Source organism: Providencia sp. PROV223 (genome assembly GCF_028479245.1).
In the GTDB taxonomy this organism is placed as follows: Bacteria; Pseudomonadota; Gammaproteobacteria; order Enterobacterales; family Enterobacteriaceae; genus Providencia; species Providencia rettgeri.
Genome location: NZ_JAMPNG010000011.1, coordinates 87,610 through 105,683, shown reverse-complemented (window position 1 = coordinate 105,683; position 18,074 = coordinate 87,610). Strand labels below are relative to the sequence as shown.

Annotated in this window: 15 protein-coding genes; 6 read left to right on the top strand and 9 right to left on the bottom strand. The window is 36.9% G+C overall.

Annotated elements, in window-relative coordinates:
• Positions 1-13: 13 nt before the first annotated feature.
• The 4 genes from PR767_RS13665 to PR767_RS13650 all read left to right on the top strand — a co-directional run bounded on the left by PR767_RS13665 (position 14) and on the right by PR767_RS13650 (position 6,371).
• The gene (locus tag PR767_RS13665) at positions 14-1,231 is read left to right on the top strand and encodes an AAA family ATPase (protein WP_110592996.1); all 1,218 of its coding nucleotides are present in this window, start codon (positions 14-16) and stop codon (positions 1,229-1,231) included.
• Positions 1,221-2,204, top strand: a complete 984-nt coding sequence (locus PR767_RS13660; protein ID WP_123382871.1) for a ParB family protein — start codon at positions 1,221-1,223, stop codon at positions 2,202-2,204. The genes PR767_RS13665 and PR767_RS13660 overlap by 11 nt, the downstream gene beginning before the upstream one ends.
• Positions 2,205-2,445: 241 nt before the next feature.
• Positions 2,446-3,384 (top strand): RepA family replication protein, encoded by a 939-nt coding sequence (locus PR767_RS13655; protein WP_272520441.1) that lies wholly within the window; start codon positions 2,446-2,448, stop codon positions 3,382-3,384.
• A 989-nt stretch (positions 3,385-4,373) separates the two neighbouring features.
• Positions 4,374-6,371 carry a BCCT family transporter gene (locus PR767_RS13650; RefSeq protein WP_198642056.1) on the top strand — a complete coding sequence of 666 codons (1,998 nt, stop codon included), beginning with the start codon at positions 4,374-4,376 and terminating at the stop codon, positions 6,369-6,371.
• A 71-nt stretch (positions 6,372-6,442) separates the two neighbouring features.
• Here PR767_RS13650 and PR767_RS13645 read toward each other — a convergent pair whose 3' ends face one another.
• The 9 genes from PR767_RS13645 to PR767_RS13605 form a co-directional block, all read right to left on the bottom strand.
• Positions 6,443-7,300: a universal stress protein gene (locus PR767_RS13645; protein WP_198642055.1), complete on the bottom strand. Its 858-nt coding sequence runs from the start codon at positions 7,298-7,300 to the stop codon at positions 6,443-6,445.
• Positions 7,301-7,302: 2 nt separating this feature from the next.
• Complete coding sequence (locus PR767_RS13640) at positions 7,303-8,781, bottom strand: SulP family inorganic anion transporter (protein ID WP_272520440.1); 1,479 nt, start codon at positions 8,779-8,781, stop codon at positions 7,303-7,305.
• 281 nt (positions 8,782-9,062) lie between these two features.
• Complete coding sequence (gene arsC, locus PR767_RS13635) at positions 9,063-9,488, bottom strand: glutaredoxin-dependent arsenate reductase (RefSeq protein WP_198642054.1); 426 nt, start codon at positions 9,486-9,488, stop codon at positions 9,063-9,065.
• Positions 9,489-9,498: 10 nt separating this feature from the next.
• Positions 9,499-10,788: an arsenic transporter gene (locus PR767_RS13630; RefSeq protein WP_198635328.1), complete on the bottom strand. Its 1,290-nt coding sequence runs from the start codon at positions 10,786-10,788 to the stop codon at positions 9,499-9,501.
• Positions 10,789-10,843: 55 nt separating this feature from the next.
• Positions 10,844-12,595, bottom strand: a complete 1,752-nt coding sequence (gene arsA / locus PR767_RS13625; protein ID WP_272520439.1) for an arsenical pump-driving ATPase — start codon at positions 12,593-12,595, stop codon at positions 10,844-10,846.
• Positions 12,596-12,608: 13 nt separating this feature from the next.
• Positions 12,609-12,974 (bottom strand): arsenite efflux transporter metallochaperone ArsD, encoded by a 366-nt coding sequence (gene arsD / locus PR767_RS13620; protein WP_110593002.1) that lies wholly within the window; start codon positions 12,972-12,974, stop codon positions 12,609-12,611.
• A gap of 47 nt (positions 12,975-13,021) precedes the next feature.
• Positions 13,022-13,357 carry a metalloregulator ArsR/SmtB family transcription factor gene (locus PR767_RS13615; protein ID WP_110593003.1) on the bottom strand — a complete coding sequence of 112 codons (336 nt, stop codon included), beginning with the start codon at positions 13,355-13,357 and terminating at the stop codon, positions 13,022-13,024.
• A 697-nt stretch (positions 13,358-14,054) separates the two neighbouring features.
• Positions 14,055-14,462: a hypothetical protein gene (locus PR767_RS13610; protein WP_110593004.1), complete on the bottom strand. Its 408-nt coding sequence runs from the start codon at positions 14,460-14,462 to the stop codon at positions 14,055-14,057.
• A gap of 793 nt (positions 14,463-15,255) precedes the next feature.
• Entirely contained in the window at positions 15,256-15,567 is a 312-nt protein-coding gene (locus PR767_RS13605) for a helix-turn-helix domain-containing protein (RefSeq protein WP_110593005.1), read from the bottom strand.
• A 1,430-nt stretch (positions 15,568-16,997) separates the two neighbouring features.
• Between PR767_RS13605 and PR767_RS13600 the strand changes: the two genes are divergently transcribed.
• Both PR767_RS13600 and ecpA read left to right on the top strand, forming a co-directional pair.
• Entirely contained in the window at positions 16,998-17,252 is a 255-nt protein-coding gene (locus PR767_RS13600; RefSeq protein ID WP_110593006.1) for a helix-turn-helix domain-containing protein, read from the top strand.
• A gap of 136 nt (positions 17,253-17,388) precedes the next feature.
• Complete coding sequence (ecpA, locus tag PR767_RS13595) at positions 17,389-18,009, top strand: common pilus major fimbrillin subunit EcpA (protein ID WP_272520437.1); 621 nt, start codon at positions 17,389-17,391, stop codon at positions 18,007-18,009.
• The last annotated feature ends 65 nt before the right edge of the window (positions 18,010-18,074 follow it).

Sequence of the window (18,074 nt, the reverse complement as noted above, 5' to 3'; positions counted from 1 at the left end):
GAGATTATCTAGCATGGTTAGGGTAAATAATCAGTTCAACAAAATTGCAAGCCGTTCTGTAAGATTGTTACAGTCATTGACATCTCAAGTTCAATCGCAAAAAGAAGAACTCAATGAAACGACTTATTATCAAGTTTACTCTAAAGCTGCGGTCGCTAAATTGCCTAAACTTACTCGAGCTAGTGTCGATTATGCCGTCAATGAAATGGAGAATGATGGATACTTGTTTGAGAAAAGACAAGCCGGGACAGCATCAAAATATGCGATGACGATCCAAAATATTATCGATATTTATCATCACCGTGGTGTACCAAAATACCGTGATCGTTATTCTGAAGCGTTTACTTTTTTTGTTGGTAATTTAAAGGGAGGGGTATCAAAAACCGTCAGTACAGTATCATTAGCGCATGCATTACGTACGCACCCTCATCTTATATATGAGGATCTTAGGATCTTAGTGATAGATCTTGACCCTCAGGCATCTGCAACGATGTTTTTGGATCATATGCAATCTATTGGAACTGTTGATACAACAGCCGCTCAGGCAATGTTACAGAATGTTAGCCGTGAGGAATTATTTAACGAGTTTATTTTACCTTCTGTTGTACAAGGCGTAGATGTTATCCCAGCGTCTATTGAAGATGCATTTATTGCATCTCAATGGGAGTTGTTGTGTGCGGAACATTTACCTGGGCATAATATTTATACTGTTTTACGTGAGAATATTATCAATAAAATTAAGCAAGATTATGATTTTATTTTTATTGATAGTGGTCCTCATCTTGATGCTTTTTTATCTAATGCAATCGCAGCAGCAGATATCTTAATGACGCCGGTACCACCTGCACAAGTTGATTTTCACTCAACATTAAAATATTTAACTCGCTTACCCGAGCTCATTGACTTGATAGAATCAACGGGGGTAAGCGTTAACTTGATCAGTAACATTGGGTTTATGTCTAAATTAGTCAATAAAACAGATCATAAATTATGCCATAGTTTAGCAAAGGAAATTTTTGGTGGAGATATGTTAGATGTTGCCTTGCCAAGACTCGATGGGTTTGAACGTTGCGGCGAATCATTTGACACGGTTGTTTCTGCTAATCCAGCCACATACATTGGCAGTGCTGAAGCGTTAAAAAGTGCAAAAATTGCTGCGGAAGACTTCTCTAAAGCTGTTTTTGATCGGGTGGAATTTCTTCGCATGAATAGAGGTTATTATGCAAACTAAAAGAAAAACTATCGGAAGAACGTTGAGTGCCTCAACGTTAACGCATTTAGCAACAGATCAAAAGCACTCACAACGTTTTATGCTTAAATCAGGTAAGTCAGCTATTTTTTATTTGACTGACATTCCTGCCGATGAATTAGCAGAGAAAACTTTTGTAAGGTTCTTAGTTAATGGTCGAGATCAAAACGCATTAACGCCAGAGTCACTTGCGGATATTACAAGAACCATTAAGTTACAACAATTTTTTCCTGCTATTGGTCACAAAATAAATGGAAAAATCGAAATTTTAGATGGCTCAAGACGACGTGCCGCTGCTTTATTATGTCATGTTGGATTATCTGTTTTAGTCACTGATTCAGAAATCAGTAATGATGATGCTAGGCAATTGGCTCTCGATATTCAAACTTCAAAAGAACATAACTTAAGAGAAGTTGGACTGCGGCTTTTAAAGTTACGAGAGAAGGGGATGTCACAAAAAGAGATTGCTCTTTTTGAGAATTTATCAGCGGCAAAGGTTACGCGAGCAATTCAAGCAGCTTCGGTAACAGATGACATTATTGCATTATTCCCTGTTCAATCTGAATTGGCTTATAGCGATTATAAATTACTGCTTACTATAGACCAACTCATTGATTCAAAAAAGCTTATTAAGAAAGACATCATTAATGACGTTAATGAAAGAATTGAAAGACTAATAGACATAAACAAAATAGCACCTGATGAGTTAAAGAAAACAATTTTAACTACATTAAAAAATATTACAGATCAGTTAGTCTCTAAAAATAAAAAAAATGAAGTGACAGTAAAACAACTTTGGGGTTTTGAAGATAAGAATACTTATGCCAGAAAACGAGTAAAGGATCGAGGATTTAGTTACGAATTTAATCGGATGCCAAAACAATTACAGGAAAAACTAGATGAAACAATTCAAACTGTAATGCAGACGTATTTTGATAATATAAATAAAGAATAAAAGAAATTAAGCCTAAAGTGACCACGCTATAAGGTGGCAAGACATGGGATGTAACACACGAAATGTGCTGGGAACCCACAAATAGAAAACCCCTGTAATCTTCTCTATCTTGGCGGACTGAAAGATTATCAGGGGTCATCAGAACAATTCTGTTAGGGGTAATGTTGAACTCCTAATGGGGAGTATAGAATTATGCGCAAAAAAATTCAACTCCTTCCGTACAACATAAGTGCGGAGATGCATGTCTAATGAGACCTCAATTTCTGTAATTCCTTGTTCTGTCGGTAAAATTCATCGACATTACACACCAAAATTTTTAGGCGAATTACCTAAACTGGTGCCCGTACGTCGTTTTGCCGCGGCGTTAAAACGGCATGACTGGAATCGCAACCCGCATATTTACCAACTGCGTTATAGCCGAAAGCAGCGGATATCGGTGCGCTCAGAGCGTCGAGAAACCTTTGGTGCGTTAGCGATGGCAATGATTGCCTATGCGGATTACAACCCAGAAAGTGATGCATTATTCGAAGTGATGTGCTCAGTGGAGAAGTTGGCAGAGTTGTGTGGTCAACTGTATCGCTATGATAGTGGGCGTAAAAGTTACGACCCGATATTGCATGCACTGCGTGATTGGGAGCAAGCCAAACTCATTGTGATTGACCGCGATTTTGATATCGAAGCCAAGCAATACAAAGCGATGCGGATTTGGATACGTCCGGAGTTTTTTCATGGACTCGGTTTTTCACCGTTGGAGCTGCGGGGTGTGGTATCCAGCTTTAGTCGCTGGATGGAAAAGAAGGGATTAAAAGAGAGCTACCAAAAACGGTATGCGCAGCATGTGTTACGGCTCGCCCGTGCAAATGTGGCATCCCTCGATAATAAGCACAAGCTTCGCAACTTACTTAACAAGCTCAAAACACTTGTGATTGGGGAAGATAATGCACTCAAACAAGAGAAAAAACATTTAGCGAAGGCGTTGAAGGAAAAGAAAGCTTTAGCGCAAAGTACCCGCGCGCCAGAAAGTCCGGAGCATGCGGCATGGCGGCGTTTTGAAGCGTGGCGAGTGACACAACCGATAGCCGCGGTTATGGCATTTGAGCGTGAAATGAAAGCGTTATACCCGAGTATTCAAGGCCAGGCGATTTATCTTTACTATCTAGCGCATTTACCTGACGCCTAATCCTTCTTTTTAAATTACCGTCTTAATTGGCGGGGGTTTTGTTCACCCTAAATTTGGTTCTCTTATTTTTTAAGCGAAATTCTTGTCACTTTATGCTTCTCATTCATCCCGATAATGAAGGCACCTACATATTCGTTCTTTATTTATCCCATTAACTTCGAATGTTGTTTTCTTTTCCAATTACCTTCGAAGGGTATTGGTCTTTTACAGTTAAATTCGTTTTTAGGTTCTGAACTAAACGACCTTATAAATAAGGAGTTGCGGCTCTGCTTTTTCAAGCCGCACGCTCTAAAGAGATAAAACCAATAAAGCCTTCGCTTACAAGCCATAAATGCCTGTCGCTCAGAACATAGCTTCCGCACCGTGCCATTGCCCCCGTAAAGCTGGCCATTGGCCACCTTAACGCGCAGCTACAGCCGTTCATCGAGGCTACGCCTCTCGTCCGTCTCACTGCGTTTTTCAAAGGGGCAAGGAAATCAAATTATCGTTTTAATTTCACTGGGCTTAACTAGGACAGGGGATAGATAGGGGAATTAAACAGCCTAATACCGCTAACGCGGGTCTCGACGGCCCTAACCTAATATTGTTCTCTGACACACTGTTTGCCGTCTACAGCCCTTCGGGCGGATGATGTCGGTAGGAGCTTTAAAAATATGAGGTCAATGTTGATAATGAAATAACATGCTAATAAATAAAAAAATAATTCAATAGTATCGTTAGATGAAATCTGTATAGGTTTCTAATGTAAAACTACAAATCAGGTCTATTAGATTAAATGATAATTAGAATTCAACTATGGTAGTTATAATGAAATTAATCATTTCATTAACCTATATATCTATATATTTCTTAATAAAGGTACATTAAATAATACAGAAAGTTACATTTTTAGAATCAAGTAACTTGTGAAATAATGTTTTAATTCGATAATATAACGTTATCATACTCAAGTTATGATAATGATTTTTACTCATTTAAAAGGAAATAGAATGCCATTATCATCAGAAAAAACAAGAAAGTGGGGGAAAATAAATCCGCCCGTTTTCTTTATTTCTGCCTTTATTATTTTATGCGTCGTTGCAGTAGCCGCTATTTTTCCTCAACGTTCTGAAATTTTGTTAAAAGCCCTACAAGCTCAACTTTTTGAGAATGCCAGTTGGTTTTATATTCTAGCCGTCGCATTGATTTTATTGACAGTCGCCTATTTAGGACTCTCTCGATTTGGCCAAATTAAACTCGGTCCAGATCATGCTCAACCACAGTTTAGCTATCTTTCCTGGTTTGCTATGTTGTTTTCCGCAGGAATGGGTATTGGACTCATGTTTTTCGGGGTAGCTGAGCCAGTAATGCACTATCTTGCTCCCCCTGTTGGAGACCCACAAACGGTTCAAGCTGCAAGAGAAGCAATGGAAATTACATTTTTCCATTGGGGTTTACATGCCTGGGCTATTTATGCCATTGTCGCCTTAATTCTCGCTTTTTTTAGTTATCGACATGGCTTACCGCTTACATTGCGTTCAGCTCTCTATCCCATCATTGGTGAACGTATCTATGGCCCAATGGGACATGCTGTTGATATTTTTGCTGTTGTTGGTACCGTTTTTGGGGTTGCAACTTCGCTTGGATTTGGTGTTTTGCAAGTCAACGCAGGATTAGCGCACTTATTCGGTTTTCCTGTCAGTCCAACGATGCAAGTAATTTTGATCGTTGTGATTACGGGATTAGCGACGTTATCAGTCGTCAGTGGTTTAGATAAAGGCATACGAATTCTCTCTGAACTCAATCTAAGTTTAGCGGGTTTATTATTATTATTAATTGGGATTTTAGGCCCGACAGTACTGTTACTTAAATCTTTTGTCCAAAATACCGGAGCTTATCTTTCAGATATCATTAATAAAACCTTCAATCTTTATGCCTATGAGCCGCAATCGAGTGAATGGTTGGGGGGATGGACATTATTGTATTGGGGATGGTGGCTTTCATGGTCCCCTTTTGTGGGCATGTTTATTGCGAGGATCTCTCGAGGCCGTACTATTCGTGAGTTTGTTACAGGTGTTTTGTTTGTTCCTGCTGGGTTTACACTGCTTTGGATGACTTTTTTTGGAAATAGTGCCATACATTTGATCCGTGATAATGGAGCAGAAATGTTGGCACAAGTCGTACAAAAAGATGTTGCTCTCGCCTTATTTGAATTTTTAAATTACTTTCCATTTTCATCTGTTCTTTCTTTTGTCGCTATGTTGATGGTCATTGTTTTTTTTGTGACATCTGCGGATTCTGGAGCGATGGTTGTCGATACATTAGCCTCTGGTGGTGAAATACACACTCCCGTTTGGCAACGTATTTTTTGGGCCTTTTTGATGGGTGCTGTTGCAATCACACTTTTACTGGCAGGCGGATTAACGGCATTGCAAACCATGACGATAGCTACCGCACTACCTTTTGCAATTATTTTATTGATTGCTATTGTCGGATTACTAAAAGCCTTACGTATTGATGTGTATAAAAAAGACAGTCAACAGCTTGCTACCTTAGCACCAAGTACTGGGCGAGGGGGATTATCATGGCAACGTCGATTACGTAAAATAGCTTTTTTCCCTAAACGTAATCAAGTTAAACGTTTCATGGCGGAAGTGATTGAGCCGGCTATGCAGTCTGTCGTTACTGAGTTGGAAAAGCAGGGGACCGAGGCCGCTATCCATAATGAGAAAGACGATAGGGTGACTCTTGAAGTACAATTTGGTGAGAACCTCAATTTTCTCTATGAAATACGATTACGAGACTATTTGACGCCTTCTTTTGCATTAGTGGGTATGGATGATGATGAAAATAATGAGTCTCAGAAATATTACCGTGCTGAAGTTTATTTAAAGGAAGGTGGGCAAGACTACGATATTATGGGATGGAGTGAAGCGCAGATTATTCATGATATCCTCGATCAATATGAAAAACACATTCATTTTATTCATATTGTCGATAAATCGTAGCCATTTATTATGATAGAGAGGTGACGAAAGCGAGTCACCTCTCTTGGTAATAATGACTATAGACGAAAAGACTAACGAATGATGAGTAATGACACGGACGTTTTATGTATCATATCTGTTGTATGACTTCCGGTAAAAAATTGCCTCAATCGCGAATGACCAAAAGCCCCCATGATGATCAAATCAATATGGTGTTGTACTGCAAAGTTACACAACTCATCAACGATGCTATTGTCACCCTCAAGTAAATTGACTTTCACCTGAATACCGGCTTGATGAAGTTGGTTTTGTGCTTTTTTGAGCTGACAGTCTTGGTTACCGTACATCACCAGATAGCAATCACTACCAGCTAATAATTTCACTTGTGTTAACCGATGAATGACTCGTTCACCTTCCTCACTGCCATCAAATGCAATCATTATCTTTTTCGGTGGGGTAAAGTTTCGCTTACAGATAAGCACTGAGTTTTTTTGAAGTCGAATAATGCCTTCGAGTTGACGGCCAATATGGCCCGTTAATTCAGATTGCTCGCCTCGACGACCAAGTACAACAATATGCGTATCTTCTTGATTTAGCACTTCGGCTAACGTTCCTTGTCGCTGAAGTGTATTAACATCATGAAGACCTAAATCTTGAGTGATTTTTTTTGCACTCATCAATAATTGTCGGCCTTCCTCACGGGTTAAACGCGCTCGCTTTTCCTCAATATCCACGAGTTCATTCAATAAAGTTTCTCGGGTATCAAATCCGATGATCCCACTTAAATCATGGTGTGCTGATGTCGAGATTTTTTCATTCATGTGTAACAGTGTCAGTGGTAGGTCGAGTGTTTGAGCTATCCAAGCACTGGCGTGACATACAGCAATTGCCGAGGACGAACGGTCAATACACCCAATTACGCAATTTTTTTGAATGATATCTGCTGCCATAATTAATGACCTCCCATGAATTTTTCAATTTTTTTCGGATCGTCATGAATACCAAATTTATCAACCAACGTTACGGTGGCTTCATTCATCCCCTTAATTTCAACATCAATCCCTTCACGTCTAAACTTAATCACCACTTTATCTAACGCACTGACTGAGGTGATATCCCAAAAATGAGCTTGATTCACATCGATAATCGCTTTATCAATGTCTTCTTTAAAATCAAAGGCATTAACAAAGCGTTCTGATGTGGCAAAGAAAATTTGCCCCCGAACTCCATAATGGCGCACTTTTTTATCTAGCGTTGATGTAACTGTCATGTATCTCGCCACTTTATTGGCAAAATTAAGCGCTGCAATGAGCACTCCGACAAGTACCCCATAAGCCAGATTATGGGTCCAAACGACAACAATTACTGTGGCTATCATAACAACGCTGGTTGATAGCGGATGAACTCGTATATCAGCAAGGGATTGCCAAGAAAAGGTCCCAATTGATACCATAATCATCACAGCAACTAAGGCCGCCATTGGAATTTTTGATACCCAATCATTAAGAAAAACTACCATTAGCAATAAAACAACGCCTGCAACCAGTGTCGATAATCGACCTCGACCACCCGATTTAATATTGATGATGGATTGACCTATCATGGCACATCCTGCCATCCCGCCAATAAAAGCGGTGGCAATATTGGCAATACCTTGCCCTTTACATTCTCTATTTTTATCACTGGTTGTATCGGTCAAATCATCCACAATCGTTGCGGTCATCATCGACTCAAGTAACCCAACAACCGCAAGAGCGAGCGAATAAGGTAGTATGATAATGAGTGTTTCTACGTTTATTGGCACATCGGGTAAAAGGAAAATAGGTAAGCTATCGGGTAAAGCCCCCATATCCCCGACGGTGCGGATATCAAGGCCAAGGCCTATTGAAATGACCGTTAATACAACGATACACACTAATGGTGAAGGAATGGTCTTATTGATTAATGGAAACAGATAGATAATCCCTAAGCCTGCCGCGGTCATCGCATAAACATGCCAACTCACATGGGTTAACTCAGGAAGTTGGGCTAAAAAAATCAAGATAGCTAACGCATTAACAAACCCTGTTACGACAGAGCGTGAAACAAACCGCATTAAATTACCGAGCTTTAAATATCCTGCGATAACTTGAAATATCCCGGTTAAAACCGTCGCGGCTAATAGATACTGAAGGCCATGTTCTTTCACAAGAACGACCATTAAAAGTGCCATTGCTCCCGTTGCGGAGGAAATCATACCGGGGCGTCCCCCGATAACAGCAATAATCACTGAAATAGAAAATGCTGCGTATAACCCGACTTTAGGGTCGACGCCGGCAATAATTGAAAAAGCGATTGCTTCAGGAATTAACGCTAAAGCAACAACAATACCGGCAAGCACATCCCCACGGATGTTACCTAGCCAGTCCTGACGAGAGGAGGACAACAGCATATTGGACTACCTTGTAATCTATCTATCCCATGATGGGCGAGTGTATTTTAAATAAGCGAAATTATCCCTAAGAAGGGATGACGAAATTGGCTGATTTAGTATCAACCTAAAAGGAGGAGGGGATCTCAGGGTGGCGTAAGACGCATAGTGTAATTATCTGTTCCTATTGATAGTAAGTTTTTAAAAATCAAGACTAACAGTACGTAATTAAGTACCCGATTAGCATGAGCGTATTGGTACTATACATTAATACGCTCACCATGATAAGTATTGTCAGAGCGTTACTTAACTCTGACACCTTGTTTGTCTATAATAAGCTCGCCATCTTCTTTGATAAACTCACGCTGTTGCGGATGAGGTAATATCTCTAATACGACTTCTGAAGGTCGGCAAAGTTTAGTTCCTATTGGCGTAACAACAATGGGTCTATTAATCAGTATTGGGTACCGCAACATAAAATCAATGAGTTGGTCATCGGTATAAATATCTTTTTCTAAGTTTAATTGTTCATAAGGTTCAACATTTTTTCGTAGTAACGTCCTTACCGTGATTTTCATATCGGCAATAAGTTGTACTAACATATCCTTAGACGGCGGTGTTTCCAGGTAATAAATAATCGTTGGCTCAACACCACTATTGCGGATCATAGCAAGCGTATTGCGTGAAGTGCCACAATTTGGATTGTGATAAATGGTAATTTCATTCATTCGGTTAGCCTTAATTTAACAGTGAAAGTCGAAGCACTAAAGCAACGAGAGTGACAATGAGCACAGGGAGTGTCATGATGATCCCCGTTTTAAAATAATATCCCCATGTAATGGTCATGTTCTTTTGTGATAAAACATGCAACCATAACAATGTTGCCAAGCTGCCAATTGGTGTAATTTTTGGCCCTAAATCGGCACCAATCACATTGGCATAAACCATCGCCTGTTGGATTAACTCTGTCGCATCACTCCCTTCAATAGATAGCGCACCAATTAATACCGTTGGCATGTTATTCATTATGGATGATAAAAATGCGGTAATAAATCCAGTGCCTAGAGTAGCTGCCCATAACCCTTTATCGGCAAGGTAATTGAGCGTTTCAGAAAGATAATCGGTTAACCCTGCATTTCTTAAACCATAAACAACCAAGTACATACCTAAAGAAAAAATGACGATTTGCCACGGTGCTCCACGTAACACTTTTTTGGTATTAATCGTATGGCCTCTGGCTGCAATCACCCAAAGAATTAAGGCGCCAATAGCCGCAATTGCACTCACTGGAATACCTAATGGTTCTAAGACAAAGAAACCAATAAGTAGCAGTACCAATACCAGCCATCCTGCTTTAAACGTTGTTATGTCCCTAATGGCTAAAGTTGGTTCACTCAGTTTGGTAACATCATATTGTTTAGGAATATCTTTACGGAAAAACCAATGCAGCATCACGAGTGTTGCAACAATTGCTGCAATATCCACAGGCACCATAATCGAGGCATATTCCGTAAATCCAATATTAAAGAAGTCCGCAGAAACGATATTCACGAGGTTCGAAACGATCAGCGGCAAACTTGCCGTATCTGCAATGAACCCAGCAGCCATGACAAATGCTAATGTCGTGCCTTTGTTGAAACCAAGTGCCAATAACATCGCAATCACAATGGGCGTTAATATCAATGCCGCACCATCGTTGGCAAATAAGGCGGCAACAGTTGCACCAAGTAACACGATATAACTGAATAATAGCTTTCCTTTACCCCAGCCCCACTTGGCAACATGTAATGCAGCCCATTCAAAAAAGCCACTTTCATCTAAAAGTAGGCTAATGATAATGACGGCAACAAATGTCGCCGTGGCATTCCACACAATATTCCAAACGATTGGAATATCTTGAAAGCTAATGACACCAAAAATAAGGGCTAAAACTGCCCCTGCCGTTGCACTCCAGCCAATACCCAGTCCTTTAGGCTGCCAAATAACAAAGGTGATCGTTAAAATAAAAATTAAAGCGGCAATAAACATAACAACCTCATTTAAAAGGTGCTTTTCCGCACCTTTTATTTTTAGAAAATAAAACTTATTCTGCGAGCTGACTTAATGCAGATATCCCCACAGGCTCTGTTTCAAGCAAAGGAACGATAGCAACACGTTTTGCCAATGTTGATGTCACCTTTTCAATCTGAGCGACTTCCTGTTCTGCTCTTAAAAGTAACAATGGTGATGTTGTTTCCGTGATAGATAAACTGTTATTGATCACCCACGCCCACGGATGTATGTCTGCCCGTATTAAATCATTTTGCAAATTTTCCGCCTCAAGCACAGGCGTTGTTTCAGCGAGAGTCGTAATAATAACTTTGGTGCGTTCAGGATCTTGTAATTGCATCATCGGCGTTAAATAGTGGCCTTTTTCACCCATTTTTTTAGCAATTTCTTTATGGTATGCCCCTGTTGCATCCAGAAGTAATAATGTATGCCCAGTCGGTGCAGTATCCATGACGACAAAACGTTTACCCGCGTCTCTAATGATGCGAGAAAAAGCCTGAAATACCGCAATTTCTTCTGTGCATGGAGAGCGTAAATCTTCCTCAAGTAATGCACGCCCCTCGGCATCTAAATCTTTCCCTCTGGTTTCTAAGACATAATTACGATAACGCTCAGTTTCAGCGATAGGGTCAATTCGGCTAACTTGAAGGTTGGGTAAAACACCATCGAGGGTTGATTCAATATGTGCTGCTGGATCAGATGTGGTCAGATGTACATCAAGCCCTTTTTCTGCCAATTTAACTGCGATTGATGCCGCAATCGTTGTTTTCCCTACACCCCCTTTGCCCATTAACATAATCAGCCCATGCTGTTGCTGAGATATTTCGCCAATCAGTTCTGACAAGGTAGGTAAAGAAATAGGTTGTTTTGTCGGGGTAATAGTTGGAATTTGTGGCATGTCATTAGATAACAACTGCTTCAGTGCATCGACACCCACCATATTGATCTTTTGTAAATAAAGAATATCGACAGGTAACGAGCGTAGTGCTTCAGGCATAGACTCTAATGCCGCTTGTTCACGAGAGTACAGCGCATGGGATAACTTATCATTTTCAGTCACCGCAGTTTCAGGGAAAACACCATTGACAATCAATTGCTGATTTTTGATACCCAGAGATGATAACTCACTATAGGTTCTTGCGACTTCCCTCAATGCGGCAGACTGAGGTCGTGCAACCAAGACTAGCCTTGTTAGTGATTTATCACTCAGCGCTTCCACCGCCATGCTGTACTGCTCACGTTGTTTATCAAGACCAGACATTGGCCCTAAACATGACGCACCATCAGGATTGTCACTAATAAAATCACTCCATGCACTCGGGAGTTGTAATAAACGGATGGTATGCCCCGTTGGTGCGGTATCAAAAATGATATGGTCAAATTGCTCTGTAATTTCGGTATTGGTTAACAACCCAGTAAATTCATCGAAAGCTGCAATCTCTGTGGTACAGGCACCTGATAGCTGTTCCGTAATACTCTGAATTACCGCTTCAGGTAAACTTTCTTTGATTGGATTAATAATTTTGTTTCGATATTCTTCGGCTGCGGTTTGAGGGTCTATTTCAATAGCAAATAGATTTGGAACCAATGTTACTGGCTTAATATTGTTGCCTATCGATTGAGAAAATACTTGCCCAACATTAGAAGCTGGATCAGTGCTCACCAGTAAGACTTTTTTCCCTTTTTCAGCCAACTTAATTGCGGTCGCACAGGAAATAGAGGTTTTACCCACACCACCTTTTCCAGTAAAAAATAAATAATTAGGTGTGTTATTTAAAAATTTCATTTTATTGCTCCTGTTAACAACACGTTGTACCATTACCACAACACGATTTAACAATTTCGACTTTTTCAATATTCGGTCGAATACCAAACCATCTTGCTAGCTCATGTCGTTTTGGGTATCGACCAGTCAGCACAATCTCACCATCAAGAATCAATAGTGGAAGTGACTCGGCACCTGCGGTTTCCAAAAATATTTTTGCTTTTGTGTTGTTAACGAACTCTATAGGCTCTTGCGCTAAATTAAAACGCCTTATACTTGCCCCTTGTTTTTTTAACCAATCCACATCTGTTGCGAAGTCTACCAATGCTTGATCGACTTCGGTTCCGCAAACACCAGTGCTACAACATAATGCGGGATCAAATACTTCTAGTTTTTTCATACCTCAACCTTATATATGATTTTTCGAATATGTTAACTTAAAAATTTTTATATAGAACAGCTACTCGCAGACTCTTTTGTCTCTAGACTCTTAAGCAAACCTGCAACTCTATTTTTCTCTGTGGCGTAAGTGACATCAATGATACTCTTCACCCAAGGTAGTAATGCCGGAGATAATCGATAATGAACCCATTTGCCATGCTTTGAATCGAGCAAAATACCTGATTCTCTTAGCATTGCTAGGTGCCGAGAAGTCTTTGGTTGCGATAAATTTAAGGTCGTATAAATATCGCAAACACACAGCTCACCTGATGCTTTCAAAAGCAACACGATATCTAATCTTGTATTGTCACCTAGAATTTTAAACAGCTGAAGTGGCTCCATATTTTCTCCTAATATTAATATATATAACGTACACGTAGTAATCACATCCGTCAAACTGTATGTGTTGCACGACTATAAATTGCCTAAAAAGTTATTTATAACCGTCTGCTAATGAGTTTAACCCATCAAGTTTGGCCTAGTTCTATAAGTCTTTGTATCAATGACAGAATGACAATCTAAATATTTCGAAGAAATATGGTCTAATTCTATAAAGTATTGATTTATTAAGATAATTAATGGATTGTGTTTTTAGCTATTAATAAGTGTAATAAGTATCATGACAATATTGATTATATCAACTAGTTTTCTTCCTTAAAAACGTAATCAAGCTAAATTTTTTTATGTTAATGTGATTAGATATATTATGCAATGTATCGTCATCAAACTGCAAAAGCGGGGAGGACAGAGAAGATGCTATTAGTAATAGAAAATTTTTTTACGCGGGAAGCATAATCTGGTAATAATCTCAATCTTTGTTTGATAGGGTGTATCTTTCTAAACTTCTTATGATAATAATACAAGTATAAATTAGTATTTTTTTATGAAAAAAATCATTTTTATTTTGGTGATTTCATCATGAAATAGATATATTTTTTTGGTGATAATCATTTAATATCAATTAGTTGCCCTGGATATTGTACTTGGAGCTGACTAGATGAATCTATTATTTATATCAATATATAATAGATTTTATTTATCATTTCTTTGTTACACAACGAGTTTCCCAAAGGCTATCAAATTCATCTTGTGATAACATGTCATCAATTTTTTCTGCCATAGGGATTGATATATCTATATCACCGTTAGAGTGTTTTAGTGTTCTAACAAAAAAACGTTTGAATCCATAAGGTAACTCATTTTCGAATCCAAAGACTTCCCCACAATAAAAACCTATTTCACGACCATGACTATCACTTCTAAAACTATGGTAAGTCATATTCCTAAAGCTAGCAGCAGCGGGATATGCTAATAAATCAAGAACAGATTCTTTAGCACGCGCTTCAGGCTCCATTTTACTATGAGATGAAACAGGTGTTAGCAATCCCCCAATGTATGAGACTAAAGCTATTAGAAAAACGATTAAATAAGAATATATATGTTTCATATGCGCTCTTGTGCTGCCTTCTACCTGAGCAATTATTCAATATAACCCAATATTAGTTAGATACTTTTATATGTATGAGTTACCACCAATCAATAGACATCAATTAACCATCATTATGCATTTTTTTGTGCTCTACTGAAGTATGCTATTTTGTCTAATCATGACAGTATTGAATGTTCTAGAGCATCATTATATGTCAAACACTGTCTATACATCTCCTTTCTAAAGTTAAATCACCTTTTCTCGTTTTAGGCATTGATAAAATACTTTAACAATCAGATTATTATAATAATTTCTTTCAGTGTCGCAAAATTCGGCATATCTTTCTATAGCCATAAACAGTATCAGACCTTATCTAGAGTTGTTTAATCTCTCTGAGAAGTAAAGAATATGCTTTTTATGCTGACTAAAATATTAGGATTTGAGCTTAAAAGCATCTAGTAGGTATGCTAAAAATTTTATATGTGAGATGAATTAGCCAAGCAGATTCAATAAAGGGAATATCTTCATTGGGTTGCCTTGTAAAGCAAGTTGCTGTTTTTTCATGTATCTTGCGGTTTTGTAACGCGTTATGATTTCTTTTTCAGCTGATAAATATCATTAGAAACAAAGAGATATTTGATACGGATAAGAGCTTGGGTTAGGGAAGCTTAATACGTTCATAAAAGATAGGTATTGTTATACACATCTGTTAGTAAGCTAGGTTCGCACTAACTTTAGGATGTCAATAAAGTCTATAGTTATTTGGTAATTATTATAGAAGCATCTTGTATTTAGATGCTCCTATATAATGTTAATAATTAATGTCTGCAAGTTGGCTATTAAATTTATTTTTTTCTTTATATATGCACAAATGTTTTTGATCTTCTTCCTCAAATTCTAAAGATAGAGACTGCATAAAATCGCACATATTTGCATTTAAGGCCTTTAGATACAAAAATAGTGTTTCTAAGTCGATTTTTGTTATGCCTGACTCATAGCGTATTAGCTGTTGCTCACTTTTTTGAATTAGTGCAGCAAATTCAGATATTTTATATCCTGCTTCTATTCTGAGTTTTTTTAATTTAACTCCTGCAGTTACTGATATGAGGTTAGCTTTTTTCATACCTACCTCCATTTTTTTGTTACATTTAGAAGTGATATTTTACATTTTGATTTTGTTTGTCATACTTACTATACCTTATCGTTTTTTGCAATAAAATTCTGCGCCTTTATCTATTTTGTTTTTATTTTGATTTTTTTGTCTGTATTTGTTTGATTTGTTAGTTTTTATTACTGTTGTGGTTCGATGGTATGGTGCTTTGTGCTTGTTGTGTTATGGATTAGTATGTGGAGGATTATCTTTTTGAGAAAATGGTTCTTAGTGATTGTTTTTATTTTGTTTTTTATAGTTACGTATTTCACAAAATATAATTTTGGATTTTAATTTTTCTGGTTAACTAGTATTAATCTTTATATTTTCTTATAGAAATTGATTTGTAGCACCTACTTCATAGACAAGTTATATTAAAAATATTATTAATTTTAATTAATGTTTAGTGATAACATCTATTAATTTACTATTTATGTGATTAAATTAAAAGGATATACCGAAATTAATATAATAAAAACTAATAAATATTTTAAATAGATTCCATCTGTGAGACGAATGAAAGGCTAAAAGTAAAATGCAATCCTAAAATAAACTACAGTGGCTTTAGTATGAGCTAAGTGGAAAAGAATTAATAAGCTAAGAGCATTTTTGCAATTTTATTATTACTCTTTACGAGTTATTTTAAAGCTTTATAGGCGGCCTTGCTTACTTAAAAATAGAATGATAATACAAAATTAGATATAGATTATATCATTATATAAGCAAGCATAGAATTTAACTGATTTAAGATTTTTTAATGAAAATTAGATAGCGCTAATCAGTATATATATAAATTAATTTCTAGCTCTATAAATATGACTGCAATAACCAAGAGTAAAAAATAATTAAACTAAATTAATGGTTATTCGATTAACCATATTGTTTTTACTTGGTGAATTTCTTTTTTTATATACCGCGTTAAGATTGTTCTTGTTTTTTTAGTGTTTTTTTTATATAGAAATAAATCTTACAAATTTAATTTGTATTAATTTTATTTGAACTTCCACTTACACGCATTTAATGTGTATTATCTTAACTTTAAAGTATGAATATATTTATTGAATTGTAATAAAATGTAATATTTTATTGGATTTTACTCGGTTTTATTATGATTACATATATTTAAACATAATAGATAATAAATTTTTATCTATAAAACACAAAAAAATAAAAACATTTAATTTAATATTACTAATCATACGCTTATAAAAACTAAAAACACTCCGTTTACGCGTAAAATTGGTATTTAGTTGATATTTATCACGTTTTAATGACTTTTTGATTGCTTCTATCTATTGTTATGTTGTTTTTGATTGGTTATAACACTTTTACTCTTATTTTAATATATTTATTATTAACGAAAATTAAATATGCAGAAATTAAGTTTTTATAGTAGGCACCATATGAAAAATAATATACTAAGTAATAGAGTAGGTTGCTTTTTAAGAAAGGCTCGTAAAGATAAAAACTTAACAGGAAAAGATGTAGCTAAATTAATAAATGTTAGCCAGCAGCAGGTATCGCGTTATGAAACAGGGATGACTTCACTAACATTAGATCAGTTAGACCAGTATTTAATTGTATTAGATAAAAAATGGATTGAACTATTTAAGTATATGGAGAGTGAATCAATTAGAAATAAAGCAAAAACTTCTTAATTTTATTTTTTAATAATAAAAGTTTCTGTGTTAATTAATAACATAGGATGATTATATTTTATAAAAAGCACGGTTAAAAGTGTTTTTTATACTATGTAATTAATTTTTGATGTTCATTTTAATTAGAGAGAATAATATGCTAAATAAAAAATTGGGTACTATTTTATTATCAACAGTTATTGCAGCTTCTTTTGCTACCGTTGCTAATGCTGAAACTCGTACTGCTCAAGCAACAGCAACATGGCAAGCAACAGCAATTAAAGATACAACGAGTATGTTAGTTGTTACTCCATTAAAAAGCCTTACTTTTAATTATGCCGAAGGTCAAAAAAGCTTCAATCAGCAAAACGGCGCATTTGATATTGCTATTCAAGGCCAGTCTGGTGCTACAGATTTTAAATTAGCATCTAAAATTATTGCTAATACTTTAGCAAGAACAACAGATGATTCTAAATTAACAGTAGGTGTTAAATGGAACGGGGAAGATTTAACTAAAGATTCTGATACTGTATTAATTGATACATCTACTGGATTGACTTCAGGTTTAGACAATTTAGCTGCTGATGGTGTTTATAATAGTTCTGATCGTGCAACAGATCGTGGTGAATTCACTTTTGTGATTGCAAATGCAGAAGCTGCAGGTGCAGCAACAGACTTTAGTTCTCTCACAGACGGTACATGGGATGGTGATGTGAAAGTTCAATTTACTGCAACTTGGGATGGTTCTTTTACTCCAGCACCTAATCCAGAATCTTAATTTTTCCTAAATTTTATAACTGATATTAAGATAAAGATATTATAAGGAAATAATATCTTTATCCT

Bases quoted from the DNA above. Each gene is read 5' to 3' on its own strand.
- PR767_RS13610 (WP_110593004.1), bottom strand. From the start codon at position 14,462: ATGAAACATATATATTCTTATTTAATCGTTTTTCTAATAGCTTTAGTC.
- arsA (WP_272520439.1), bottom strand. From the start codon at position 12,595: ATGAAATTTTTAAATAACACACCTAATTATTTATTTTTTACTGGAAAA.
- PR767_RS13655 (WP_272520441.1), top strand. From the start codon at position 2,446: ATGTCTAATGAGACCTCAATTTCTGTAATTCCTTGTTCTGTCGGTAAA.
- PR767_RS13650 (WP_198642056.1), top strand. From the start codon at position 4,374: ATGCCATTATCATCAGAAAAAACAAGAAAGTGGGGGAAAATAAATCCG.
- PR767_RS13630 (WP_198635328.1), bottom strand. From the start codon at position 10,788: ATGTTTATTGCCGCTTTAATTTTTATTTTAACGATCACCTTTGTTATT.
- PR767_RS13660 (WP_123382871.1), top strand. From the start codon at position 1,221: ATGCAAACTAAAAGAAAAACTATCGGAAGAACGTTGAGTGCCTCAACG.
- PR767_RS13600 (WP_110593006.1), top strand. From the start codon at position 16,998: ATGAAAAATAATATACTAAGTAATAGAGTAGGTTGCTTTTTAAGAAAG.
- PR767_RS13605 (WP_110593005.1), bottom strand. From the start codon at position 15,567: ATGAAAAAAGCTAACCTCATATCAGTAACTGCAGGAGTTAAATTAAAA.
- PR767_RS13645 (WP_198642055.1), bottom strand. From the start codon at position 7,300: ATGGCAGCAGATATCATTCAAAAAAATTGCGTAATTGGGTGTATTGAC.
- ecpA (WP_272520437.1), top strand. From the start codon at position 17,389: ATGCTAAATAAAAAATTGGGTACTATTTTATTATCAACAGTTATTGCA.
- arsD (WP_110593002.1), bottom strand. From the start codon at position 12,974: ATGAAAAAACTAGAAGTATTTGATCCCGCATTATGTTGTAGCACTGGT.
- PR767_RS13640 (WP_272520440.1), bottom strand. From the start codon at position 8,781: ATGCTGTTGTCCTCCTCTCGTCAGGACTGGCTAGGTAACATCCGTGGG.
- PR767_RS13665 (WP_110592996.1), top strand. From the start codon at position 14: ATGGTTAGGGTAAATAATCAGTTCAACAAAATTGCAAGCCGTTCTGTA.
- PR767_RS13615 (WP_110593003.1), bottom strand. From the start codon at position 13,357: ATGGAGCCACTTCAGCTGTTTAAAATTCTAGGTGACAATACAAGATTA.
- arsC (WP_198642054.1), bottom strand. From the start codon at position 9,488: ATGAATGAAATTACCATTTATCACAATCCAAATTGTGGCACTTCACGC.